At 49.4% G+C, this 25,411-nt stretch carries 18 protein-coding genes and 1 tRNA gene; 8 read left to right on the top strand and 11 right to left on the bottom strand.

The features are described from left to right. Positions 1–23: 23 nt before the first annotated feature. The gene (locus AC27N8_RS11320) at positions 24–620 is read right to left on the bottom strand and encodes a TetR/AcrR family transcriptional regulator (RefSeq protein WP_487066975.1); all 597 of its coding nucleotides are present in this window, start codon (positions 618–620) and stop codon (positions 24–26) included. A gap of 128 nt (positions 621–748) precedes the next feature. Between AC27N8_RS11320 and metE the strand changes: the two genes are divergently transcribed. Next, a complete protein-coding gene (metE, locus tag AC27N8_RS11315; RefSeq protein WP_487066973.1) occupies positions 749–3,037 on the top strand; it encodes a 5-methyltetrahydropteroyltriglutamate--homocysteine S-methyltransferase in 2,289 nt (762 codons plus the stop codon). 213 nt (positions 3,038–3,250) lie between these two features. On the opposite strand, the gene AC27N8_RS11310 is transcribed toward metE, so the two are convergent. Together AC27N8_RS11310 and AC27N8_RS11305 are read right to left on the bottom strand one after the other, a co-directional pair. Next, the gene (locus AC27N8_RS11310; RefSeq protein WP_487066971.1) at positions 3,251–4,516 is read right to left on the bottom strand and encodes an MFS transporter; all 1,266 of its coding nucleotides are present in this window, start codon (positions 4,514–4,516) and stop codon (positions 3,251–3,253) included. Continuing rightward, entirely contained in the window at positions 4,513–5,001 is a 489-nt protein-coding gene (locus tag AC27N8_RS11305; protein ID WP_487066969.1) for a MarR family winged helix-turn-helix transcriptional regulator, read from the bottom strand. Before AC27N8_RS11305 ends, AC27N8_RS11310 begins: the two co-directional genes overlap by 4 nt. A 652-nt stretch (positions 5,002–5,653) precedes the next feature. On the opposite strand from AC27N8_RS11305, the gene AC27N8_RS11300 reads away from it, so the two are divergent. Next, positions 5,654–6,556 carry a Stp1/IreP family PP2C-type Ser/Thr phosphatase gene (locus AC27N8_RS11300; RefSeq protein WP_487066967.1) on the top strand — a complete coding sequence of 301 codons (903 nt, stop codon included), beginning with the start codon at positions 5,654–5,656 and terminating at the stop codon, positions 6,554–6,556. A gap of 54 nt (positions 6,557–6,610) precedes the next feature. Here the strand turns inward: AC27N8_RS11300 and AC27N8_RS11295 are convergent, their stop codons facing one another. Continuing rightward, positions 6,611–10,516 (bottom strand): DUF6788 family protein, encoded by a 3,906-nt coding sequence (locus AC27N8_RS11295; RefSeq protein WP_487066965.1) that lies wholly within the window; start codon positions 10,514–10,516, stop codon positions 6,611–6,613. Between the two features lie 814 nt (positions 10,517–11,330). Between AC27N8_RS11295 and AC27N8_RS11290 the strand changes: the two genes are divergently transcribed. Continuing rightward, the gene (locus AC27N8_RS11290; protein WP_487066963.1) at positions 11,331–11,927 is read left to right on the top strand and encodes a fascin domain-containing protein; all 597 of its coding nucleotides are present in this window, start codon (positions 11,331–11,333) and stop codon (positions 11,925–11,927) included. Between the two features lie 70 nt (positions 11,928–11,997). Here the strand turns inward: AC27N8_RS11290 and AC27N8_RS11285 are convergent, their stop codons facing one another. The 3 genes from AC27N8_RS11285 to AC27N8_RS11275 all read right to left on the bottom strand — a co-directional run bounded on the left by AC27N8_RS11285 (position 11,998) and on the right by AC27N8_RS11275 (position 13,707). Further along, positions 11,998–12,198, bottom strand: a complete 201-nt coding sequence (locus tag AC27N8_RS11285; protein WP_487066961.1) for a hypothetical protein — start codon at positions 12,196–12,198, stop codon at positions 11,998–12,000. 7 nt (positions 12,199–12,205) lie between these two features. Continuing rightward, a complete protein-coding gene (locus AC27N8_RS11280; RefSeq protein WP_487066959.1) occupies positions 12,206–12,595 on the bottom strand; it encodes a secondary thiamine-phosphate synthase enzyme YjbQ in 390 nt (129 codons plus the stop codon). Positions 12,596–12,705: 110 nt separating this feature from the next. After that, on the bottom strand, positions 12,706–13,707 hold the full coding sequence (locus AC27N8_RS11275; RefSeq protein ID WP_487066957.1) for a helix-turn-helix transcriptional regulator: 1,002 nt from the start codon (positions 13,705–13,707) through the stop codon (positions 12,706–12,708). A gap of 169 nt (positions 13,708–13,876) precedes the next feature. Here AC27N8_RS11275 and AC27N8_RS11270 point away from each other — a divergent pair, with 169 nt between their 5' ends. Next, positions 13,877–15,097 (top strand): M20 family metallopeptidase, encoded by a 1,221-nt coding sequence (locus AC27N8_RS11270; RefSeq protein ID WP_487066955.1) that lies wholly within the window; start codon positions 13,877–13,879, stop codon positions 15,095–15,097. Between the two features lie 45 nt (positions 15,098–15,142). Here the strand turns inward: AC27N8_RS11270 and AC27N8_RS11265 are convergent. Then, positions 15,143–15,217 (bottom strand) — tRNA-Asn (locus AC27N8_RS11265). A gap of 157 nt (positions 15,218–15,374) precedes the next feature. Between AC27N8_RS11265 and pulA the strand changes: the two genes are divergently transcribed. Further along, on the top strand, positions 15,375–17,849 hold the full coding sequence (pulA, locus tag AC27N8_RS11260) for a type I pullulanase (protein ID WP_487066953.1): 2,475 nt from the start codon (positions 15,375–15,377) through the stop codon (positions 17,847–17,849). Between the two features lie 76 nt (positions 17,850–17,925). Here the strand turns inward: pulA and AC27N8_RS11255 are convergent, their stop codons facing one another. Beyond that, entirely contained in the window at positions 17,926–18,681 is a 756-nt protein-coding gene (locus AC27N8_RS11255; RefSeq protein ID WP_487066951.1) for a tetratricopeptide repeat protein, read from the bottom strand. Between the two features lie 370 nt (positions 18,682–19,051). Here AC27N8_RS11255 and AC27N8_RS11250 point away from each other — a divergent pair, with 370 nt between their 5' ends. After that, positions 19,052–20,530, top strand: coding sequence for a purine-cytosine permease family protein (locus AC27N8_RS11250; protein WP_487066949.1), 1,479 nt, complete (start codon positions 19,052–19,054; stop codon positions 20,528–20,530). Continuing rightward, on the top strand, positions 20,527–21,528 hold the full coding sequence (locus AC27N8_RS11245) for a PfkB family carbohydrate kinase (RefSeq protein ID WP_487066947.1): 1,002 nt from the start codon (positions 20,527–20,529) through the stop codon (positions 21,526–21,528). Before AC27N8_RS11250 ends, AC27N8_RS11245 begins: the two co-directional genes overlap by 4 nt. 14 nt (positions 21,529–21,542) lie before the next feature. On the opposite strand, the gene AC27N8_RS11240 is transcribed toward AC27N8_RS11245, so the two are convergent. Beyond that, positions 21,543–23,807: a peptidase domain-containing ABC transporter gene (locus AC27N8_RS11240; RefSeq protein WP_487066945.1), complete on the bottom strand. Its 2,265-nt coding sequence runs from the start codon at positions 23,805–23,807 to the stop codon at positions 21,543–21,545. A gap of 10 nt (positions 23,808–23,817) precedes the next feature. Further along, positions 23,818–24,375, bottom strand: coding sequence for a hypothetical protein (locus AC27N8_RS11235; RefSeq protein ID WP_487066943.1), 558 nt, complete (start codon positions 24,373–24,375; stop codon positions 23,818–23,820). 605 nt (positions 24,376–24,980) lie between these two features. Here AC27N8_RS11235 and AC27N8_RS11230 point away from each other — a divergent pair. Then, on the top strand, positions 24,981–25,313 hold the full coding sequence (locus AC27N8_RS11230) for a mersacidin/lichenicidin family type 2 lantibiotic (RefSeq protein ID WP_487066941.1): 333 nt from the start codon (positions 24,981–24,983) through the stop codon (positions 25,311–25,313). Positions 25,314–25,411: the final 98 nt, after the last annotated feature.

Here is a 25,411-nt window from a genome sequence, read left to right as displayed (position 1 = left end):
GCACACAACACATCGTATCAAGCTCAATAGAGAAGCTGTCGCAGGGCACTCAAGCAGAGTTGGCGCATCTGCGTCGGGCTGAGCATGGGATTCTGAAGGGTGGCCTGGATGGCCAATCCATCGATCAAAGCAGCCAGTTGCGTCGCGGTGGCAACCGGATCAACCTCCGCAAATTCACCCGACGCGCTTCCTGCAGCAATAATGCGGGACAGGAAGCGTGTCCAGCGTCGATGTTGGCGCTCGCTCACCGCACGGAGCCGCTCGTTACGCGTGACTTCTCCCCAGAATGTCAGCCACAGGCGCCACTCGTCGCGAACCTCATCGGTTTCGGGCAGGCTCGCCGTCACCAGACGTTCCAAACGTTCCCAGGCACTCTGGGCACCCGTGAGCGCGGCTCGGAATGCGATCCCAGTATCCTGAACTTTATCAAGCAGGGCGGCTTCCAACATAGTATCCTTGTCACCAAAATAGTGAATGATGGTTCCCGTGCTGACATCGGCCGTCTCCGCTACTCCACGCACTGTGACACGCTCATAACCAAGCTCCACAATGCAGGTACGTGCCGCACGTAAAATCTGGGCACGACGTACGGCCTCATGTATCCCTGGGCGTGGGGGCATGTGAGGTCCTCCCTTTGGTAATTTTCTCTTCATATGATATCATAGTGCTATGATCGTTTATAAAACGCACGTTCGATTTATAAACAGTCCAAAAATGGACTTTTCAAGTTGTTCCCAAGGAGTTGATAATGATACGTACAACGACGTCAGGATATCCACGCATTGGCCGCAAGCGCGAGTTAAAGCGAGCTTGCGAGTCCTACTGGAGCGGCAAATCAGGAGCAGATGATCTCTACAAGACAGGGGCGATGCTGCGTCGCGCACACTGGCAAGCTCAGCATGACGCAGGTATCGACCTCATCCCGGTCAATGATTTTTCTTTTTATGATCAAGTTCTGGACGCAATCGCTCTGATTGGAGCAGTCCCTGAGCGCTATCACTGGACCGGCGAGTTGGTCGATCTCGACACCTACTTCGCGATGGCTCGCGGCGTACGCCGCGCAGGTCTCGATGCCACGGCCATGGAGATGACGAAATGGTTTGACACGAATTATCACTACATCGTCCCTGAATGGCATGCGGGACAGCGCTTTCGGTTAGCTTCGACCAAGCTCTTTGACGAGTTCGCAGAAGCACAAGCGCAAGGGATTCCGGCTAAACCGGTGCTCATAGGACCATTCAGTCTGGCGCTCCTGGGAAAAGCGCACAACGAGGAGCTAGATCTACTTGGCGAAACGCTCGCCAGTATTACTGCTATCTACGCAGAGATCATCGCTCGACTCGCCGCTCTGGGTGCCAGCTGGATTCAATTGGATGAGCCATGTCTCGTCCAGGATCGCACTCCAGCAGAGCTTGATGCCCTGCGCCGTACCTACGAAACGCTTTCCGCCTACAAAGAATCAGCCAGACTGATCATCTCAACCTCCTTTGGTCACGTGGGCGAAAGCTATGAGACACTGATAGCTCTACCTGTCGACGGCATAGGACTTGATCTGGTACATGGCTCCGAAAATCGTGATCTCTTGCACCGTCACGGATTACCATCCGACAAGATCCTGGTTGCGGGTGTCGTAGATGGACGCAACATCTGGCGCACCAATCTGCCTACCACGCTTGATCTGCTTGATGACATCACAACAATCGTCCCACGTGAACGCCTTATCGTGGCCCCCTCGTCCTCGCTGATGCACGTCCCCTATGACTCCTCACGTGAAAGCGGGATCGACCAGGAGGTACGTCAATGGCTGGCCTTTGCCGAACAGAAGCTCGTAGAAGTCGTCAACCTGGGTCGTGCCGTGCATGAAGGTCGCGACTCTATCGCCAGAGAACTTGAAGAGAGCGTCGCGATAACGCAGAGTCGAGCAACTTCTCTCCTGGCGCATGACGCTTCGGTTCAGGCCAGACTCGTCAGTCAGCAAGCAACCGATCGATCTTCGCCCTACGCCGAGCGACGTCAGATCCAGTCAAATCATCTGGGCCTGCCCTACTTGCCAACGACCACAATCGGCTCGTTCCCGCAGACTGCTGAGGTGCGTCAGATGCGCCGACGCTTCGAGACAGGACAGATCTCAGCCCAGGAGTATGATCATTTTATCGAGCAATCCATCACAGAGATCATTGCCAGACAGGAGGAGTTGGGGATCGATGTGCTGGTCCATGGAGAGTTCGAGCGCAATGACATGGTTCAATACTTTGGCGAGCAGCTATCCGGCTTCGCCTTCACGCGCTATGGATGGGTTCAGAGCTATGGCTCACGCTACGTACGCCCACCAGTCATCTATGGAGATGTCAGTCGTCCCGCGCCCATGACGGTCCGTTGGAGCAGCTACGCGCAGTCCCTGACCAACAAACCGGTCAAGGGGATGTTAACGGGTCCGGTAACGATGCTTAACTGGTCATTTGTGCGCGACGATCAGCCACGCGAGACAACATGCCGTCAGATTGCTCTGGCACTCAATCAAGAAGTCTCCGACCTGGAACAGGCGGGACTGCGTGTAATCCAGATCGATGAACCAGCCCTACGTGAAGGATTTCCCTTACGGCGTAGCCAATGGGATGCCTATCTCACCTGGGCAGTCGCCTGCTTCCGGCTAGCAGCCTCCAGTGCGGGACCAGCCATCCAGATCCATACACACATGTGCTATAGCGCCTTCAACGACATCATTGACGCCATAGCCGCACTCGACGCTGACGTCATCTCGCTTGAGAACTCCCGCTCAGGCGGAGAGTTGCTGGAGGTCTTCAGCCAGACCAGCTATGACAAAGAGATAGGTCCAGGGGTATACGACATCCACTCGCCACGCGTCCCCAGCGTCAACGAGATCGTAACCATGCTACAAGCAACGCTCCAGGTCTTACCGCCCGAGAATGTCTGGATCAATCCCGATTGTGGTCTCAAGACGCGTACATGGGAAGAAGTCGTCCCAGCCCTCGAGCACATGGTAGCGGCTACCCAACAAGTACGATTGCTCTTGTGATATCGGACGCTCGCGTCCAATACATTTCAGTTAGCCAAAAGCTCTCTTTGTGCCAGATACAAATGCTCGCCAACGTAGCGCCGTGGTCTTGTAATTCGCTTGATCGCGACGTACCCGGCGACCAGTTCACGCACGAAAATGTACAATATAATACATCGCATGCACAATTGCCTGCCTTTTTTTTGATCAGCTATAACATTCGGCACGCCACGATCAGGCGGATTCAACGGTTGACTCATGAGAGCCACGAAAGCGCACGATTACTCCGAAGAGAGCCAATATGACGGCCGTTCCACCACCCACGAGGAGTGCCAACTGTGTTCCGCCGCGATCGGCCAGGGCTCCGACGAGGAGTCCACCGATGGCGTTGGAGCCAGAAAAGATATAGCTATAGAGTCCGGAGACGCGTCCTTGCAGGTATCCAGGGGTGGAGAGCTGGACGATGGTGTTGGTGTTGGATGTGTAGAGGGTATAGCAGATACCTGTCAATAATAATGCAAGGACGGCTCCGATGACGCTGGATTGTGGGGCAAGGATGATTTCTCCGATCCCAAATCCAAAGGCACACAGCAACAGGACGCGCCAGCTGCCACGACCGATCGAGGCCGAAACCAGAGCACCGATCAGAGCACCGGCTCCAAAGCAGGCGGTGAGGAGTCCATAGACCTGTGCACCAGAATGGAGGGTATCACTGGCGACGAGTGGCAAAACAACGTTGAAGTTAATGCTCGCAGTGCAGATAAAAAGAAAGATCGTCAGCGCCAACCATACAGCTGGCGTCCGAAAGACATAGCGAAATCCCTCGCCCATACCTTGCAGCATCGAAGGCGTACCGCGTCGCTCGATAGGTAACAGCTCATCGATATGCATCATCAGCATCGCGACGACCACAGCCACATAGCTAATGGCATCGATGCTAAAACAGATACCGACTCCAAACGAAGCAATCAGGATGCCTCCCAATCCAGGACCAATGATCCGGGTCGCGTTGGCGACGCTTGAGTTAAGCGAGATAGCGTTGGGAAGCTCTTTCCTTCCCACCATCTGGAAGATAAAGGCCTGCCGACTGGGATTATTAAAGATAAGTACAACGCCGCGCATAGCAGCAATCGCAAAGGCTTCCCAGACAGTGACTATATGCATCAAAGTCAATATCGCAATCACACCGCTACACAGGGCCAGTATAACTTGCGTGACGATGAGTGTCTTACGATGGTCTAAGCGATCACTGAGTGCGCCACCGAATAGACCAAGTACGATGTATGGACCAAATTGCCAGAGGGTCAACATACCAACCTGAAATGCCGAGTGTGTCAACTCAAGGACCAGCCAGGCCATCGCTGCGCTTTGGAGCCATGTCCCAATCTGTGAAAGAAATTGACCGGAGAAATAAAGGCGGTAATTATGATGCTCACGCAGGCTGACGAATGTGCGTCCACTGAGCACTTTATGGGTGGCGACGCTGAGAGAGTATTTCATACCTTATGCCTTGCCAGCTGCTGCAAAGGTTCGATTGCCGCAGCAATGAGAGCCAGCGCTTCCGGTGAAAGCGCAGCCAGACGTGTTGCCAGCCATGCAGTACGTCGTTCCCGTAGCGTCTGTAGAATCTGGACTCCTGTTGAAGTAATAGAAAGATCCACGCGTCGCCGATCATTAGGATTTGTACGTATGCGTTCGACAAATCCTGCGGCCTCTAACTTATTAATGTGCGTCACCAGCGTTGGCGCGCTGATATGCTCCTGAAGAGCAAGCTCACTCAGTCCAACATTGGGAGTGCGCTGTATCGCGCCAAGTAAACTGGCTTGTGTGCTTGTCACACCAAGCTCATGTGCTTCCCCGCGCAGATAACGATGCAAACGCATCAATATTGGGCGCAGCTGATTAGCCACGACGAGCGCATCTACCACATCCTCACCACCTGGAGACCGATCCAGGGGAGACTTCTCAGGTAATTCTTCCTTCATATTTATCCTTACAGCAATAGGCAAGCCCACCGTTCTCCAAAGAGAGCACTCGTAAGTAATTAGTTAGGCTAACTATAGTATAAATGATTTATACAACATTATCAATCCAAGCCACAAGTACGCGAAACATCCCACTAGCTCGCTCCATCTACACACAGAGTCTATGTCGACAGGGATCGCAATTTTAATATCTCTACTGGTGGCAGCAAAAGAGCGACAAATCTCTCTGAAGTCAGGATATGAGCGCTTTGAAGACAATCATGATTAGTACTTTGAGATGGATAAAAAAGTGGCACTTGCAACGTTATAGGCCAAATTCTATACGGCTAGCAGAAGTCTGGCAGGCAAAAAAGAGAGAATGAGTTGAGTATAATGCAGCTATTATCTATTCTTACAACACGAAAAGAACTAAAGTAGAACTTGGAAACGTTAGTATACTTGTAAGCAGAAGCAGTAGTTAGATACTATCTAATGACCTACGTTTAGCTATAAGAAATAGGGCGTACTTGACAAGCAGGCCAATTTCCCGCTACTATTCTTTTTACGGATATATTTCGCTTTACTTTTCTTTTCACGCGTCTCACGGAGTACATAGAAGCAAGCTGGCATATCTGACATATATCCAGGAATGATTGGAATTGGGAGAAGCATAATGGAGATCTTTCCGTCACATACCATTCATGACCTATCCATATCGGCCCAGACAGAGCATCACCAAGGGGTTATTTCTCGCTTCAAGCAACATATTTTTAAGCATTCTGATCCACATCTGGGAGTCAACCCCAAGCGTGGTTTCAAGTCGCGACCTCTTGGCCTGACCGTTGCTCAGCGTACCGATGTCGGGCGCAAACGCCAACATAATGAAGATAGCGTGGCGTATATTATTCCAAAGGATCAGCAGCTCCTGGAAAGTAAAGGAGCGCTCTTTATCGTTGCAGATGGCATGGGAGGCCATGCCGCAGGAGAAGTAGCCAGTGAAATCGCCGTCGATACGGTCTGCACACTTTACTATCAAGACGCAGATACTGATATCCCCCTCAGCTTGAGACGTGCGATTCAATATGCCAACGCCACTATTTATCAACGTGCTACCGAAAATGCTCAGCATAGTGGAATGGGGACCACATGCGTCGCTGCAGTCCTGCGCGGGACGACCGCCTTTATCGCCAATGTCGGAGACAGCCGAGCGTATCTGGTGCGCAAAGGCCATGTGCGCCAGATATCGCAGGATCATTCCTGGGTTGCGGAACAGGTGCGTATGGGTCAGATGACTGTGGAAGAAGCTCAACTCCATTCCATGCGCAACATTATCACCCGCTCCCTTGGCCCTTTCCCGGAGGTCGAGGTTGACGTCTTCATCGAGCCGGTCGAAGAGGGCGACGCTTTTGTACTGTGTAGTGACGGACTCAGTGGTATGATTAGCGACGACGAGATCACAAGTATTGTTGAGCAATTTGGCCCGCAAGAAAGTGTCTACCGTCTGGTCGATTATGCCAATGCTCAAGGCGGCATGGATAATATTACTGCCATCGTCGCACGTGTCAACCAGCGCTAAGCCCGCACCAGCACGCCGCACAGCTAGCAGATCCGACTCATCATGTATCAGCTGCTAGACCAATGCCAGCAGCTGCCGGGCTCGCGCCACAATTTGTAAATGCTCAGAGCTTAACGCCTCCACGATGACCTGATCGAAGGCCGTACGTGCATCGTGCTGCTCTCCACGCACGTACGCAATATGCGCCAGCGCCAATGCCCCTTTCATGCGTATCTCCGCCTCCACCTCCAGGCGTAAAGCCCGCTCGATATCTTGCTGCGCATGAGCAAGCAAACGTGCACGCTCATAAACCGGCGTCGCTACATCCAGAGCCTGCCTGATACGTATATTGCCCAGCGTAACTAACGCTTGTCCAATACAAGGAGCATTCTGGATCGAACGGGCAACAAAGAAGGCCAATTCCATGCATTTGGTCGCTTTCTCCACCTCACCTTTCTCCAGAAGCACACTGGCCAGACCCGAGTTCCACTTACTCATATACTCACGATCGTTGAGGAGGCTGTTCAACTTAAGCGCACTCTCATATTGTGCTTCCGCTTCATCTAGATTGCCAACTGCGGCTTCCAGCTCTCCCAGATTGCTATGCACCAACGAGATGAGCGGTCTGTCACCGATGCTTTCCGCCAGATGGAGGGCGCGTCTCAAAGCAGCCTGAGCCTGATTATACTCAGCCATCTTCAAATGGATATATCCAATATTGCAAGAGACATGTGCAATCTGTCGCAATTCGGTATATTGCTCAAAGAACTTCAGGGCCAGATTCTGATAGGCTAACGCCTGACTTAGCTGTCCTATGGCGACCGCAATCGATCCCATATGCCTTTGGACCCGACCATAGAGATCAGGATAGCCTTCAATGATGCGCTGAAAGAGCGTTTTACAGATTTTCTGCCCTGCCGCGATCGGAGCCGGAGGAGATGTCCGCTCCGCATCAATCAGAGAGATCGCCTGCTGCGCACTCTCTAAGGCCTGGACGTATGATCCTTCGCATTGATAAAGATTACTCTGCGTGTAATAGAGCCGCGCCCAGACCGGACCTCCCACAACATCGGCTGCACGTAAGAGAGCCTCTCCCTGAGACCAACATTCCCAGGCGCGAGGAATATCGGCCACATAGCGCCATGTCCAACTCATCTGATCCCACAGCAGTGCCTGATTCTGAGCCTCCAACTGTTGATCGGCTAAAGGACGTAGCTGATTGCGGCGTAAATCCAGCACACGTTGGAAGATATCGCGAGCCTCCTCATAATTGCCACCGCTGTTCATCGTACATTCGGCCAGACGCTCAAGCAGCGAGATAAGCTGAGAAAGTTGCTCTGGAGCAAGCTTCTGCTCCAGATAACTCACAGCTTTCCGATAATGGAGCGTCGCTTCAGCATATGCAGAGACGATATAGGCGCTATTCCCAGCCAATTCAGCATAATAAGCGATCCGTGTGGGATCAGCACCAGCTTTTTCCAGATGCATCGTGACTGTCGCAGCGACCTCTTCCTCGCGCCCCTGATTGGTACTCACAATCGCATCGGCGGCCCGTCGATGCAGACGCGCACGACGCAATGCCGACAACCTATCCTCATATAAATAGTTGTCCAGCAGCGGATGCCAGAAATGATATGTGATCCGCGTGCCATTCCCCTCATCCATCAAGACGCCAGCATCGATAGCCTCGTCGAGCAAGGAGATAACCGTCTCACTTACATCGGTCCCGGAATCGGTCTCCATCGCACACAGGATAGGTAACTCAAATGATCCACCCAGGACAGCGGCGCGGCTTAGTAGATCCTGACACTCTGTCCGCAACTGATTCATACGATAGCGTAACGCCTCTTTAATCGTGACAGGCATATCGGGCGGCGTCGAGCGAGCAAGTTGCTCGGCGAAGAAGGGATTACCGGCGGCGTGGACCTGGATATGTGTAACCATATCCTCTGGCAGATTTGAGATGTCGGTCACCAGCAGCTTGATCTGTTCGCTGGAGAGAGGCTCAATGTCGAGCGTTTTAATCGTATGCTCACGCTGCATCTCCAGAATCAGCTTGCGTAAAGGTTTTGGAGTGTCGATCGTCCCTTTAATCACACGGCAGGTAGCAAAAAAGACTATCGTATACCCGGTCAGTTGACGAGCCAGATGTCCAAGCAGTTCATAGCTACTGACGTCGGCCCATTGGATATCATCCAGCACAACCAGAAGAGGACTACTCTCGCTGGCTTTTTTGAGCAGCTCGCAGATAGCATTGTAGAGCATATATTTGGCTTGCTCGGGCAGGAGGAGCGACGGGTTCGAGCTCGCATCTATCCCGGCCGGCAACAGGTCAAGCAAGCCGGGCAGCGTGGATAAAGCACGAAGCGTCTCAATGTTCAACTGCGGGATTAATCCAGGAACGGTCGTGAGAATCTTGCGCAGAGCCTCGATCCAGACGCGATAGGGAATACCACTCTCTTGCTGATAAATGCGATTCCAGATGATGTTCCAGCCCTCATGCTGAGCCGCGCTTCCCAGTTCTTCCACCAGACGTGTCTTGCCAATACCGATATCGCCTCGTAAGAGCAGCAACTGCGGCTGCCGTTGAGTGTCGAGAGGAATACCGCTAACACGACGTGCTCCGACTAATTGCAGATGGGCATTACGCTCGACATCTTGCAGCATAGCACGCATCATACGCAGTTCAGCCTCGCGACCGATCAACGCTCCCTGGTGGCGACGTCCAATCGACTCGCTGGGAGAACGTGGCACAAATAGATGATGAGAGCGTGGGGCATGTTCTGCTTTTGGCAACGTTGCAGCAACCAAACTGCTATCACTCTGCTCGGAATGTGGCAAGGCATAAGCATCGGTAAGGGTATCAATATCGGGCAAACCCTCGCCGGAGCAGACCGCGTCATACAAAGCTCGCATCTCGGCCGGGGGAGTGGCTTTATAGTCGCGCTGAAGCGTCTTCTCAAAACGCTGATAGGCTTGAATGGCTTCGATACGACGCTTCTGATGCATCAGCACCACAATCAGCTGCTGGATGGCTTGCTCATTGGTTGGATCTTTCGCCAGGAGATTGTTTAAGACATTAATGGCACCGGTATAGTTTTTGCGCGTGACATACAGACTGGATAATTTTAGCAGCAGCTCGATCCACTTATGGCGCAGGCGTTGACGCAGAGAGACAGCCCACTCGGCCGTACGCTCTTCAGGCAAAAAGTCGCCATTATACAGCTCAATCGCCCTTTGCAGCACATCCTCATACTGTGGAAGCTGACTTCCCTGCTCTTCAATCTGCTGAGACAGGCGCTCAAATTCATCCACATCGATCCAAACATGATCCTGGCCGGCCAGAAGCAACCAATCGCCGTCGGTCGAGAAACGCTCGCCGGAGTCTGCCTGACGCTCCTCGCCACTCTTGACAGAAGGATGTCCCAGAACTTTACGGAGCGCGTTGAGAGTCTTGTTCAAGGCGCTATTAGCTGTGGCGAGATCATCATCGGGCCAGAGCGCGACGATAGCCTGCGTGCGATTCACACGGCGCTCAGGACTACAAATCAAATAGGCCAGCAAAGCACGGACAGAACGCTGCTGCCACGCCACAGTATCAATCACGCGCCAGCCATCACGGCTCTTTTGCTTGCTGCGAGCAGGAGCACGCTGCTCTAAACGAAATTGGCCCAGCGTGGAGATCCGCAACACTACATTCTCCGCCTCGACGGTTGACGATGAACGCGTCACCTGGGATGGAAATGCAGTGAGATTTACAGACATAAAACTCTCTCCTGAGGCAACAGATGCCGTATCCAGACCAGCCTGTACAGTGGACGGGAGATCTTTTCCGATATACGAACGTGTCGTTTGACCGTTGATGGTCTGATAAGCGTACCAATATGGGCCGTGCCCGATCCCCTCACGGCACCTACGACAACGTGGCTTCCCACAATAAGTCACTTGTTGATGGTATGTGATTTTGCCGTGTTGTGTCATGCCGTACTCCTTCATCTAGGACCCATGCCTGCATAGCACACCACACCAATCAGCATATGCAGGAGACCAGTATATAGAATAAATGGCACACGCAGTACCCTCTAAACGCCACATGATATACATCTTCTCTTTTCCGAAGCTAGCAGGACACGTTCCACTTGACAGAAAGATGACATGAGGCAAACTGCCACAAAAGGGCGATTTTACCTTTTACCTCAATGTATGAAGATACCATATGATTTTCAAATCATCAATATTTAACGGTACGAGTTTTACTTGCATTCCAGCACGGCCTGCTTGATCAAGCTATCCCTGACCACAATCTATTTCCTCTATCGTCTACCACAATTTTACTACTATTCTATAGAAAAACACAAAGATAGGAACTATTATACCTGGCAGCATGGTTCTTAATGTTACTTATTTCTACTAGCACTCAATGCGCCCGATCTTTAACGCATGCCTTCGCGTCGATGCACGTTTACCAGAGGAGATTGCCAGAACAATTGCACGCTTGAGACTCTACAATCCATGTGATCAAAAACACAGTCCACTCTAAATAGTAGACGTAATTAAAGCAATGAAGTACAAAGATAAGCCATAAACGCATAAAATGACCTCAAAACACCTGACAATCCACTCTTACAAACTCGCTCGCGTGATCACACATTTAGCATGCAAAAGACTATAAGCGGGTCAAGATCAAATTTAATAGAATACACGTAATTTTTTATTATTTTGGCATTCCTGTATAATAATAGAGTTGTTGGATAATTTCCACAAGATTATTTTCGCTTAATAAAAAGGAGAAAACATGTCTTTACGATATAACAGCCTATGGCTACGCTCGATAAGTATCTTCTTCATGGTCATGATACTCATCGTAATGTCATCACAGATTACTCACGCCGCGACACGGATAACTTATACGACTGGACATCCTTCCCAGCAGACGCTTGGAGATGATACCATCGTCGCATTAAAAGCTGATAATGGCCTTTACCTTAGCCGCATCAACTATGGTGGCACTAATGGCACCAATCCCATCGAAGCCGCCAAGCAAACAATTGATCCTTACAGCCAATTTAAAATTGTTCGGCTTCCCAGTGGAAATTTCACACTGCAAGCTGATAATGGCCTCTACCTCAGCCGTATCAACTACGGTGGTGCTAATGGCACCAATCCGATTCAGGCTGCCAAGAAAACGGTCGATCCTTACAGCCAATTTTCCATCATTCTTTTCCTGGGAAATGGGAAAGTTGCATTGCAAGCTGATAATGGCCTCTACCTCAGCCGTATCAACCACGGTGGTGCTAATGGCACCAATCCCATCGAAGCCGCCAAGTCGACCTTTGATGCCTACAGCCAATTTGATCTCATCATGATTTCCCAGCCAGCAACGCCCGCATAGTAGCGTCGTACGCTTGCGTCCAATGTTGTAAAGTAGGGTATTAAAAACCTTTCGCCCGTGGCGTCAACGTTCACAGACGTAGCGGCGCGGCTCCGCCGTGCTGTCTGTAATTCGTACGACCACGTTGCCCATGTGGTTCCATTGAGAGACGTCCCCAAGCTGAATCAGACGAGTCACAGACAGCACGGCGGAGCCGCGCCGCTACGTCGGCTTGCTTGATCTCTTTGAGGGAGAGACTCCCTTCTTTGAACAGTATTGGACGCTTGCGCACAGCGCTACTAGATGCAGGTGATCTGGACAGCTCGTTGTCTGGGTCCGTCGAGCTCGACCAGCACAATACGCTGCCAGATGCCAAGCAACAGGCGTCGATTGGTGTAGGGTATGACGAGCGATGGACCTATCAACGAAGATATGATGTGGTCCGGTGCGTGATCCGGGTTATGCGGATGACGATAATTGAGATCAGGAAGAATATTTCTCAAAGCATCTAGAAAATCCAGATCGGTACCGGGGTCCAGATCAGCCGTAGTAATCGAGCAGGTCGTATGAGCCACAAAGAGTGTACAGATACCACTTTCATTTTTTGAGGTCCGTACATATTCTGCAACAGTTTCGGTGATATCAGTAATCTCGTCTTTACTTTGAGTGCGAATTTGTAATGTTTTCATAGATGTTCCGATCATGAGCTCCCTTCAAATAGTACAGGCTAAAATTATCTCTGCTAAAATTTTAGCACTTTAACGACCATCCATGTGAGGCCACAACGCACTCAAGTAAATTACAAGCGTCCAACACTACTGAGATAGGTTTCAAGCACGCCAGTAGCTAACTGAATAATCTCTGCGCGCAGTTCTGGTGGATCGAGGATCTCAACAAGCGTCCCCAAACTCAGAATATAGGCGCAGGCAGCCTCCGATGTATCAAAGCCTAACTGTACGTGCAAATGACCATCTACGGCAACCGGCGCTCCGATCTGATAGTGATGACCGATCGCGGACATACGCGCTATCCCTTCAGAAGTTGTGCGAATCGTCACGGTATAGCAGCGTAATCCGGCTTTGAAATTGTTTGATGAGTGCGACCAGTATGCTGCAAGGTCAAAGTCTTGCGGTCGCTGACATGTCTGCTCTAGCACCTGAACATGTTGAATACGCGAGACGCGATAGGTACGTATCTGCGCCTCAACGACTGCCACAAAATACCACGTGCTTCCTTTGGCGACCAATCCCAGAGGATCAGCCTGACGCTCTGCCAGGATGTCGTGACGAGGGTAGAGAAATGTGATTTTACGCTCTTGCCAGATCGCATGCTGCAAATTGGATAATTCAGGAGTAGCTTCCGCACGATTATGCCAGCTTGTGACATCAATATGGATACGCTGACTGACGTATTCCGCATCGCGCCGATGCATCACAGGCAAAGCCACAAAGAGCTTGAGAAGAGCCTCCTCTGAAGCTTTATGCCATCCAAGATCGGTCAGCAGCGACGATGGTCGAGCAAGAAAAAGGGATTGTATCTCTGGCTCCGTCAAGCCAGTCAAGTTCGTGCGATACTCTTCCAACAGGCTCCAGCCGCCTCCGATTCCACGCTCAGCCAACACCGGAATACCAGCCATGCAGAGAGCCTCCATGTCGCGATGAATGGTACGCTCCGATACTTCCAAACGTTGTGCCAGATCTCGAGCAGTTATCCGTCGATGCACTTGCAAAAGTAGTAAGATTGAGAGTAAACGGGCTGCACGCATAGTCGGTAGGCCCTCCGTAAGAAAAGCGATAGACATACATCTTCTTCTACACATAACTGTACCATAGAAATATGTCATTCTTTGTCATATTTTCAATCCAGTCGACGGAGATGAAAAACATGTAATGTGCTACTATAAAGAAGGGATGAACATCCTTACAGTCGCAACGAACATATCTTTTTTATTTTAAAGGGTGGATTTATACGTGAGCAATACCGACATTCAACAAAGCGAGCTCTGGGAAGTTTCGCGTCAGCTGATTGCGATGGATACCGTCAGTAATAAAAGCAATCTGGAAGCGGCTGAATACCTGGCAAAGTATCTGAGGGATAGCGGCCTGACAGTACAGATGCCGATCGATGTGATAGATGGTGTCAAAAAGGCATCCATACTGGCCTGGACCGGGCCTGTAGCTCCTGGCGGATTGATCATCTCGGGACATCTCGATACGGTACCATTCGACGGTCAACCGGGCTGGAAAACGAATCCTCTGGAGCTACAGACAGATGGCAAGCGGATCTATGGTCGAGGTACGGCAGATATGAAAATATTTATTGCCCAGGCCATGGTAGCAGCACGAAAGGTTCATCAACAACACAAAGAATTCAAACATCCACTGCTCTTTATCATCACCTATGACGAAGAGATAACCGGGCAAGGCTCAGGTATCCTGGTGCGCAACGTCCTGCCAACCTTCTTCAAAGAGACGCTGCCGATGCCAGAATATGCACTCATTGGCGAGCCAACCGACTACGAAATATATCCAGCACACAAAGGTATGGCAACCTTCGAAGTCCATATCCACGGGAAAGGTGGTCATAGCAGTGTCCCCAAAAATGGCTTAAACGCCATCGAGAAAATGGGAGACGTTATCCGCATCATCCACGAAATCGATATGGATTTACAAGCACACGCCACCGAAGAGAATACTCGGCTCTTCCCAGAATGTCCCACCTCGACCTTCAACTTCGGAACCATCACGGGAGGACTCGCCAACAATATGATCGCCGAGATCTGCATTGTACGCGTTAGCCTGCGCGTGTCACCAGGGGATAGTGAAGTTGAGATCATTGAGAGGGTAAAAACACGCATCGAGAATGAGGTCGCACAAGAGGTTCGTAAATTCGCGCCGGAATGCGATGTCACGGTAGAAAATATACATGGCACTCCCCCTATGAAATCGCCACTCGAGAGCCCATTCAACTCTTTGCTCAGACAGATTATCAAGAAGCCCGGCGATCAAGGCGCACCATACGGCACAGATGCAGGAAACTTTCAGGAATTGCACATCAACTCCTATATCTGGGGGCCAGGAGAATTAGCGCAGGCGCATCAGCCCAATGAGAGCATCGCCATCGAACACTTCATGGATGTCGAGGAGAAATTAGAGAGCATTATTTATGAATGGTGCGTCAAGGGACAATAATTTACGGCATAAAAAAGGCCACTCAACAAGTAGTGGCCACATTATTGGCTCCCCGAGCAGGACTCGAACCTACAACCAATCGGTTAACAGCCGATTGCTCTACCATTGAGCTATCGAGGATCAATGATCTTTACGAACGTAGGGATACTATAAAATATCGCGGCGTTTTTGTCAACACTTTTATCGTATTGGCTAGCCGTGATGCATAATATAAATATATGTATATATTAAAATTTAGATACTGGCATATATACTGTATGTAGAAAGAGATAGCCAATTGACAAGTTCCGATACAGGCCACCAGAGCATTACAATGGCCTATTTAGAGAGTGATACAAGCCTGACCGTGTCGCTTCTAACTGGTATTGTGCTCCCATACCAGCTCAGCGAGGTTACCATCATTGATACTACAAATCAGCAGAAAATCGGCGTCAGCGCTATCAAGAACGCTCCACGCTATCGTATGATCGTGGTGGGAGACATGCAACATCTGCTTGGTGTGCCAGGCGATTGGAATACAGATGATGATCATACCAGCTTACATGAGATCAATCCTAATCTCTACCAATATACTACCTCCTTGCCAGCAGGTACCTATCACTACAAGATAGCCTTCCATGACGGTTGGGAGGACGTCCTCCCGCACGATCATAACATTATGCTGATCATTCCAGATGGTACACAAAGTGTGACATTCTCGTACGTGCCACGCGATAGCGTGACGCAGGAGCCACATATATACGATTCGATCAACAATCCCACAGCAAAACTCCCGACAGCAGCAGAATCTCCAACCAGCCTCGTACAGATCACAGTGGATACAGCCATCGACGTCACCCATACAGTGCAGATCATATTGCCTAACGCCCCGGCAGTGACGATTATTCCCCGCAACGTGCTTGGTGCTGAGCGTTTTCTCTATACCGGCAATGATCTAGGAGCAACTTTTACGAAGCAGGCCACCAGCTTTCGCCTATGGGCACCCACGGCAGAAGACATCCAGCTGCTCCTGTTTGCCAGAGAGGATGGCCCACTGAGCCAGCAGATTCCAATGCAAAAAGCCGAACAGGGAACCTGGCACACAATGGTCGCCCAAAATCTGGAAAACTGGTATTACCTCTATCAAATAACCATCCAGGGACATACAAAGACAGCAAATGATCCTTACGCACGAGCCCTGGCAGTCAATGCCACTCGCACACTGATAGTCGATCTACAAAAACATCAGCCCGACGGCTGGGAGGCCGATGGCTATCAGAAAATGGAACATCCAGTCGATGCAATCATTTATGAAGTCCATATACGCGACTTCTCGATCAGTACCACCTCAGGAATACAGAATAAGGGGAAATTTCTCGCCTTTACCGAGCGAGAAACCTATAATCTTGAGCATCTTCCAACCGGGATCAGCAGTCTTAAGGAGTTAGGTGTCACGCATATACAGCTTTTGCCAGCGTTCGAGTTTGCCAGCATTGATGAGACAGACCCGACACAATACAACTGGGGCTACGATCCACGCAACTACAATGTTCCCGAAGGAGCCTACGCAACGACTCCTCACGGCGCAACTAGGATACTTGAGTATAAGCAACTGATCCAGAGTCTGCATGCACACAACCTGGGAGTCGTGATGGATGTCGTTTATAATCATACATTTTCAGCTGGGGATTCAGATTTCGATGCAATTGTGCCACACTATTACTATCGCACCGATTATAGTGGAACATATACAAATGGCTCCGGATGTGGCAATGAGATTGCCAGCGAGCGACCGATGGTGCAAAAATTTATTCGTGATTCTGTGAAATACTGGATGCAGGAATACCATATCGATGGTTTTCGCTTCGACTTGATGGCTCTACTGGGCGTGGATACCATGCAGAAAATATCAAAGGACCTCCATAGCATCAATCCTGACCTGCTCCTGTATGGGGAACCCTGGACAGGAGGTATATCGGCATTATCCAAGAATCAATTACTCACCAAAGGACAACAAAAAAACCTTGGCCTGGCCGTCTTTAACGACAACATGCGTAATGGCATCGTAGGAAGCGCCTTTGCCCTGGCAAACAAAGGCTTTGCCACCGGTGATACAGGTCAAGTAGATGCAATCAAGCGAGGAATTAGTGGAAGTATCCATGACTTTACTACAAGTCCAAACGAAACAATCAATTACATATCCAGTCATGACAATCTGACGCTCTGGGATAAAATCGCAGCCAGTACTGCTCAAAGTAGCGAGGCAGAGCGCATCAATAGAGACAAGCTTGCTCAGGCCATCATCATAACATCACAAGGGATTCCATTTCTGCAAGGTGGCGATGAGTTTCTGCGTACAAAAGAGGGAAACGATAACAGCTATAAAGCGGGAGATGCGATCAATCAATTAGACTGGGGACGTAAGACTCTTTATAGAGATGTCTTTGCCTATTATAGAGAACTACTCAAGCTCCGTCAGCATCATCCAGCATTTCGCATGACGACCGCTCAAGATATCGACAACCATCTAAATTTTTTGAGTAGTCCTGACAATACCATCGCCTTTCAACTGGGGGCATATGCCAATCAGGATAACTGGAAAAATATCCTTGTCATCTACAATCCCAACGTCGATGCCATCTCATTTAGCCTACCAGAAGACATCTGGACAGTAGTAAGTGCCCAGCATCAGATTAACGAACAAGGCATCCAACAATTATCAGGAATCATCACCGTCACCGGCATTTCGTGTATGATTCTCTATCAGGCCTGAGCCGGCAGTGGACACAGGAGATGCATTTGATGAAACATCTCCTCCGCACCACAGATATATTCACAACTATTTACAGCTACAGGTACTTTTCTAAGCGCTCCAGAGTGGGATTAAGCTTGAGAGCTTCAGCATAATCGTTTTTGGCTAAGTCAACTTTTCCAAGCAATTTATACACCGAACCACGCTCATAGTAGGCAACCCCTAATCCAGGTCTCAATTGGATCGCCTGACTATAATCCGCGACGGAGAGTTCATACTGCTTCAAAGAGAGATAATCGTGAGCGCGATTCATATACGCCTGAACCAACGTTGGTTCACGTGTCAAAGCCTCAGTATAATCCTCAATCGCCTTTTCGGGTTGATTCAAAATAACGCTATAGAGAATCCCACGGCAATAGTATGGTTCCGACAGATCTGGTGAAACCTGCGTTGCCCTGGTATAATCAGCCAGGGCTCGCTCGTACTGCTCCAGCATCTTATAAGCAACGCCACGACTACAATAAAAATGCCCCCGCTTGGCATCGAGTTCTAGTGCACGAGTATAATCAGCGACAACATACACATATTCTTCAAGCTTACGATAGGCCTCAGCACGTTGTCGATATAAATCAATCAACTGTTCCTGCACATCTGAGCGTAATACACAGAGATCAATCGCTTTGGTAAACTCATCAATCGCATTACGATATTCATGCAGATAATAGTATAAAGCCCCTTGCATACTGTAGACAACAGCGCTATCAGTATCTTCTTTTACCCCTGGCATGGCCGTATCCACCACAGTATCATCGTGAAGAGCATCCAATTCAAAAATTGGGAAAATGTCATCCATACGATGCTCCATGATGTAACCTTTCTTTTTATTTTTCAACACCTAGAGAAAGTCCCAGTTCCACTTTATAAAACAAACAGGGGGACCATTCCTTTTTTGATGGCATCTCCAGACAGATATATTACAATATAGTAATGGAAATACACAAAAAACTTTATCTTTACTCCCAAAAGAGTCAGTGGCGTTTGAGGTAATCATACAACATACATCATACACTTTCTAACGGCATTCTTCCACTATCCCTATGTCACCTTTGCACACATATAACTATTCCAGTAGCACCTTTCAGCTTGACATTGCAGTCCGATGTGCTTACACTTGCCCAGAAGATAGCATGGATATTTTGATATCGTTATAAAGGGGATTAGTTATGCCGAAGCAAGAGCTCACTGCGGCGGATCAGCTCTGGTCCATCGAGCAACATGGAATTGAGCCCATCACGGACGACGAACGCCATGGAAAGGCCGTCGAATTATTTTGGATCTGGTTTGCTGCCAACATTGGTATTTTAGGCATTGTTTATGGGGGGATACTGGCAGTGTCGGGTTTAAACCTGTGGCAGAGTATCCTGGTAGCCCTGCTCGCACCCACCATCTCATTCGCGCTCGTGGGGATAGTAAGCGTCGCAGGCAAGTGGGGAGGTGCACCAACACTCACATTATCACGAGCCCCCTTTGGTACGCGAGGCAATCTGGCGCCGACTTTGATCAGCTGGATCAGCCTGATTGGTTGGGAAACAATCTCTGTGATCACAGCAGCCTACGCGCTGCTAGGATTGATCAATCTGGCAGGGATACCATCAAATACAGCATGGACAGTTGTAAGCCTGGTCATTATCGCGCTACTAGTGGTAGGCATTGGCCTGCTCGGTCATGCAACACTGGTCTGGATTCAGCAAGCAGCTACCTGGATTTTTGGTGCGCTCACGCTTATCGTGGTCATCTTCTTGCTTCAAAAAACAAACTGGTCATCGATCCTCACGGCTCAGGCTGGTCCCTGGGACTCTGGAGTCTTAGCAACACTCAGCATCATCAGTGCGGGAACAGGCATCAGCTGGATCAACGTTGGAGCCGATTATACGCGCTATCTCCCGCGGGCAATCAGGGCACGTGCCATCACCGGCTGGAGTGTCCTTGGAGCAACATTACCGCTCTTCGTACTGATCATCACGGGTCGACTATTGGCAAGCAACATGGGAGAGTTAGCAAGCAGCACAAACCCGGTAGCCCTCATAGGAAGTGCTCTCCCCCCCTGGATGGCTATCCCGTACTTAATAACTGCGATCGGAGGATTAGTCACTGGCGCTGATCTCTCCATTTACTCATCCGGACTCAATCTTCTGACCCTGGGAGTCAAAATGAAGCGTTACCAGACAGTTCTCATCGATGGCATCCTCATGATTATAGGATCTGTCTATGTGATGCTTATTGCTCAGGATTTCATCGGACCATTTGAAAGTTTCCTTCAAGTACTGGCCGTTTTTCTGGCAACATGGGCGGCGGTCTTCCTGGTAGATATGTTGCTGCGACGACGCTATGACAGCAATGGCCTGACGCAGACAGGTCCAGGCAGCCATTATTTTTACATTGGAGGCGTTAATTGGACAGCATGTAGCGCCTGGCTCGCTGGACTACTGGTCGGCATCGCATTCACAGTCTCGCCATGGTTCATTGGACCATTTGCTTCTGGCATCTTCGCCACAAGCAGTCTGGGCTATTTTATTGGCTTCATCACCAGTGCGCTTCTTTATTGGCTACTCACCATCCTCACAACAAAAAAAACTAGAGCACAGCCTACCGCGGGTGATTCTCTCTCCGAACACGATCTACAGGCCAGGATACTATCATGAAAAAAACGCTACGCCTCCGACCACGTCGCCTCGTCTTAGTTGGTAGCGTGCTGGTAGATGTCTTAATGTACATCGAGCGACTACCAGAACGTGGCGGAGATATTCTCGCACAACGCAGCTTATTTACTTCAGGCGGCGGTTTTAACGTCCTGATTGGAGCACAACGCCTTGGCCTGGCAACCGCATATGCTGGCCGCGTCGGAGATGGTCCAATGGGTACACAGATCATGAATGATTTGAGTGCCGCAGCTATTCCACTCTTGCTCCCCCGCGTGCAGGGTGAGGATTCCGGATTTGACGTAGCTCTGGTAGAACAAGCTGCCGAGCGTACTTTTATCACCTCTCCAGGCGTAGAATCAAAACTGCGCCTGGAGGACTTACAAGAGATCACCCTACAAACTGACGACGTACTCTATATCTCAGGCTACGAATTATGTTATCCAATCTCAGGACCAGCGCTTGAGCAATGGCTCTCCACACTCCCATCTAAAACGCTCCTCCTCATTGATCCCGGACCGCTGGTTGCCGATATTCCGGAACAAAGGCTGACTCGGGTACTGGCCCGTACGGATATTCTCAGCTTGAATGCTCACGAGGCCGCTATCCTGACTGGCAAAAGCCAGTTGATTGATGCGATCCATGCACTTCTACCACGTCTGGCTCCCGACGCCTGGATCATAGCACGCGAAGGCGAGCAAGGCTGCTGGATAGCCAGTTCCAAAGATGCTCCGATACATATCGAGCCACGTCCCACGCAGGCGATCGATACCACAGGCGCTGGCGATGCCCATACAGCTGCCTTTTTGGCTTGTCTGGCTGCTGGAGATGATATATATCTGTCAGCCCATACAGCCAACATAGCGGCATCGCTAGCCGTGGAGCACAGCGGCCCGGCAACTGGTCCAACAGCGCACCAATTAGCACAGGTACTTTCTCACCAGACACGCTCACACCAGGCACCCTCTAACGATGAAAAGCACATCAGCGAAGGAGATTAGCCAACAAAGGAGAGTTAAAATCTACGCAAAAGTGGTCGCGAGGATTTCTTCTCCATCTGCTGCTTGATCAAGTTCGTGTAAAATCCATTTCTCAATAGTAGATCCTGATGTGTTCCATATTCGACGATGGTGCCCTGATCCATCACGAGAATCATATCCGCATTGCGCACTGTGCTTAAGCGATGGGCAATGATAATTTGTGTGCATGGGAGCGCTTCTAAGTTTTGTGCAACTACCTGTTCGGTAACGACGTCGAGATTACTGGTAGCCTCATCCAGGAGCAAGACTGCTGGATGATGAGCTATCGCACGTGCCAGCGAGAGTCGCTGGCGTTGTCCACCGGAGAGAGCACTCCCACCCTCGGCTACCAGAGTCTCATAACCCAGCGGCATCTTCACAATGTCATCGTGGATAGCAGCCATCTGAGCAGCATGAACCGCATACTCTTTTCCCATGCCGGGATTATTGAAGAGGATATTCTCCATGATAGAGCCGCTGAAAACTGCCGACTCCTGAAGCACAACGCCAAACTGTCGACGCACCTCCTGATATTGCATCTCATGCAAGGCCAGACCATCATAGTAGATCTGGCCTTCTGTAGGTATATACAAACCCAACAATAACTTACCCAATGTACTCTTACCCGAACCTGTGCGTCCAACCAGTGCGATTTTTTGTCCGGCAATAATATTGAGATTAATCGAATGCAAAACTCGCGGAGAGTCAGCCGAATAACGAAAACCTACGTTCTCAAGCCGGATATATCCACCCAGTTGCGGTGGCGATTGCACTTCCTGGAGACTTTGCTCCGGCTCGGCTGTCATGATATCTGCCAACCGATCAAGATGAGCCTTCACAAGCTGTATCTGCTGTCCACTGCCCACCAGCGATGATAACGGTGTGAGAAAAGAGGTAGCCAGCGAGGTCAACGCAAACATAGTACCAACAGTCATCGTTCCATTGAGAACCTGGATGGCTCCCACCCACAACAATGACATGGGGGCAAAAACCTGTAGGATTAATAAGATAGTACTGGCAACGGTAGAGAGGTAACTACGCCGCGTTGAGATGTTCAATTGATCAAAGAACAGATTGGTCCAACGATCATGAGCGCTATATTCAGCACCAGCGGCTTTTAAGGTGGCGATACCGGCCAGAGCTTCAGCCATGTAGCCTTGCGATTTCCCCTGAGCGGTCAGTTCTTGCGCCGCCAGACTCGCAATGGGCCGGTAGATGCAGAGAATAACCAGAACTTGTAACAATCCAATCGCCAGAGCCAGGAGGCCAAAGATGGGGGCCGCAATCATCAGGATGCAAAGATACAGGATCACCATACTTCCATCCAGAAATGTAGAGATCAATTGGCCACTGAGCGTATCACGAATAATCGTGTTGCTGCCCATACGCGTCAGGAGATCACCACTAGACCGCTGCTGAAAAAAGCTATAGGGTAGAAGTAACAAGTGCTCAAAAAAGCTGAGCATCATATGCGTATCAATACGAGCCCGTACATAAATGAGTAGCCACTCCCGCAGTAGAGACAGAAATCCTTGCGAGAAGATTAACACCAACATGCCTACACCCAGCAACAACATAGCGTTATTCAAACGCAGTGGGATAATTTTATCGATGATCAGCTCAGTCATAAAGGGAGGAGCCAATCCGATAGCCTGCAAGAATATTGAGGCCAGAATAACTTGTAGTAAGGCTCCAGGTGCTTGCCTGAGCGCCTGTATTGCATACATTCTAAGCGAAAGAGGAGAGGAGACCTTACGACGATGGAAGTCCATACCTGGCTCAAGCATCAGCACGATCCCAGTAAAGCCGCCGCTAAATTCCTCTTCGGTCATCTGACGCCGCCCTGATGCAGGATCAACGACGGTTACCAGTTCAGGCGTCCAGCGCTCCACAACCAGAAAGTGATTGAATTGCCAGTGGATAATCGCTGGTAAGGTTACATTTTTCAAATCGTTCTGGCGCAGCGAGACAGCTCGGGAAATCATGCCACAGGTACGCGCTGCCTTCACCAGATTCAAAGCCGATACACCATCACGGCTCGCCCCATATTGGGTGCGTAGCTCTGAAATCGAGGTTTCGCGACCATGATAGCTTAATAACATCGCCAGACAAGCCAGTCCACATTCAACTTCACTCATCTGTAGCAAGACAGGAACACGCTTTCTCCATATTTTATTGAGAAGAGATTTCAGCAGATATGAAGATGGCTGCTCACTCTCTTGATTTTGAACTGCATCCACTGGTTTATCAATACTATTCATAGCTCAGTCTTTATCCCCTCACAAAACTACCAACCCCCGGGAAAAGCGAGATGATGCGTTGCGATCCAATCTGCACCGTCGCCACAACTAAACTTCCCACATAATTAGCCGATGAAACATCTTTGAACTGGATCAGAGCGACTATCGATGGCTCGGTCACAACGTTAGCCACCGCTCCATAGCGTTGCTGGAGCGTCTTCGGGCTCGTAACAGTTGGCTCAAGCTTGACAACGGTACTGTTAAATTGCGTCTGCGCTGAGCCAATCTGGACCATTGCCACCTGACCTACATGGACATGACTCATCTGAGCTCTGGACAAAAAAAGCGCTGCGACCGTTTCAGAGTGATCTTTTGTCCCCTGACTATGCTGATCAAGTACCGTTCCAGCAACAGTCGTATAGACAGGAATCTGCTCAAACCAGGCTAATCCGCCAGCAATTAAGAGCAAAATCAATAATCCCCATAAAAGAAACATAACAGGAAAAGGAATAAATTTTGGAAGAGTCGTTTTATCTCTTCGTTGTCTATATTGCTCAATGGCCTCGTTTCGAAAAATTGGAGCATTCATAATACAGTCACCCCCATCTATCGATTACTTGATAAAGTGTCTTTTGTATATATTATAATCTACAATGCAAATTAGCTTGTACAACATCATTTGCTTACTTGCTGGCATAGATAGATGGATAGCCTAAAGTTTTGCTAGTAAACAATCCTTTTTGATGCATTTATAGTACGTCAATCTTCATATAAAGGCCGAAATCTATCAATATTTTATTCATTTTCTTAAATTTGACGAAAATACGGAAAATTTCATTCAATTGAGTTCAAAACAATCTCTGCAATAACAACAAACTAAAGTATGTCGGTATGAAAAGTATTTCATCAATACTCAACATAATAATTTTCTCTGCTACATTTATGAATATTTTCTTAAATTTATAAGTATTACATACAGTTTGCTTGTTTTATCCATTTTTATAATACATTCAGGTACCGAGATTGCTAAACATCATGCAAACAAATGTACGCGAAGAGAGGATAGAGATGTGTGCACTCGCTATATAAGCCTGTAAAGACTTCTCTATCTAGAGCTTCAAGTAAATTTTTTGCATACGTATGGTACTAAGAGTAAATAATTTTTTGCGGAAGCAAAAGGAAGGTTACATAACTATGAATATTAATATTGCACGAGCATGGAAAAACGCACAATACCGCGAGACATTGACCAGCGAGGAGCTCACACAGCTTCCAGAGAATCCTATTGGTACGCTTGAACTCACCGATGAGGATCTTTTTGCTGTAGCTGGCGCCTGTGGCAGTAGCTGCGGCGGTAATTTCAACTCCTTCGGTGGCGGGTTCGGTAGTTTCGACCCCGATGATTACGGTTTCGTTGGCTTCCATCACAGAATTTATGGTTTCGGTGATGGCGGATGTGGCAATGGCGGGTTCGGACTTGGTGGTTTCGGCCTTGGCGGCGGCATCATTCTGGGTGGCGGCTGCTAATACCCCATTAGCTCCTGTCACACACTGATTGCTCATCTAACATCCAACACAATGGGTTATTAAGATGTATAGGGCGAATAAATAATTATTGTTCGCCC

It is taken from the genome of Dictyobacter sp. Z7_2 (assembly GCF_057551105.1).
This window is presented reverse-complemented; position numbering and strand designations above follow the sequence as displayed.

Coding starts and splice junctions, on each gene's coding strand:
- AC27N8_RS11320 (WP_487066975.1), bottom strand. CDS start 620: ATGCCCCCACGCCCAGGGATACATGAGGCCGTACGTCGTGCCCAGATT.
- metE (WP_487066973.1), top strand. CDS start 749: ATGATACGTACAACGACGTCAGGATATCCACGCATTGGCCGCAAGCGC.
- AC27N8_RS11310 (WP_487066971.1), bottom strand. CDS start 4,516: ATGAAATACTCTCTCAGCGTCGCCACCCATAAAGTGCTCAGTGGACGC.
- AC27N8_RS11305 (WP_487066969.1), bottom strand. CDS start 5,001: ATGAAGGAAGAATTACCTGAGAAGTCTCCCCTGGATCGGTCTCCAGGT.
- AC27N8_RS11300 (WP_487066967.1), top strand. CDS start 5,654: ATGGAGATCTTTCCGTCACATACCATTCATGACCTATCCATATCGGCC.
- AC27N8_RS11295 (WP_487066965.1), bottom strand. CDS start 10,516: ATGACACAACACGGCAAAATCACATACCATCAACAAGTGACTTATTGT.
- AC27N8_RS11290 (WP_487066963.1), top strand. CDS start 11,331: ATGTCTTTACGATATAACAGCCTATGGCTACGCTCGATAAGTATCTTC.
- AC27N8_RS11280 (WP_487066959.1), bottom strand. CDS start 12,595: ATGAAAACATTACAAATTCGCACTCAAAGTAAAGACGAGATTACTGAT.
- AC27N8_RS11275 (WP_487066957.1), bottom strand. CDS start 13,707: ATGTCTATCGCTTTTCTTACGGAGGGCCTACCGACTATGCGTGCAGCC.
- AC27N8_RS11255 (WP_487066951.1), bottom strand. CDS start 18,681: ATGGATGACATTTTCCCAATTTTTGAATTGGATGCTCTTCACGATGAT.
- AC27N8_RS11250 (WP_487066949.1), top strand. CDS start 19,052: ATGCCGAAGCAAGAGCTCACTGCGGCGGATCAGCTCTGGTCCATCGAG.
- AC27N8_RS11245 (WP_487066947.1), top strand. CDS start 20,527: ATGAAAAAAACGCTACGCCTCCGACCACGTCGCCTCGTCTTAGTTGGT.
- AC27N8_RS11240 (WP_487066945.1), bottom strand. CDS start 23,807: ATGAATAGTATTGATAAACCAGTGGATGCAGTTCAAAATCAAGAGAGT.
- AC27N8_RS11235 (WP_487066943.1), bottom strand. CDS start 24,375: ATGAATGCTCCAATTTTTCGAAACGAGGCCATTGAGCAATATAGACAA.
- AC27N8_RS11230 (WP_487066941.1), top strand. CDS start 24,981: ATGAATATTAATATTGCACGAGCATGGAAAAACGCACAATACCGCGAG.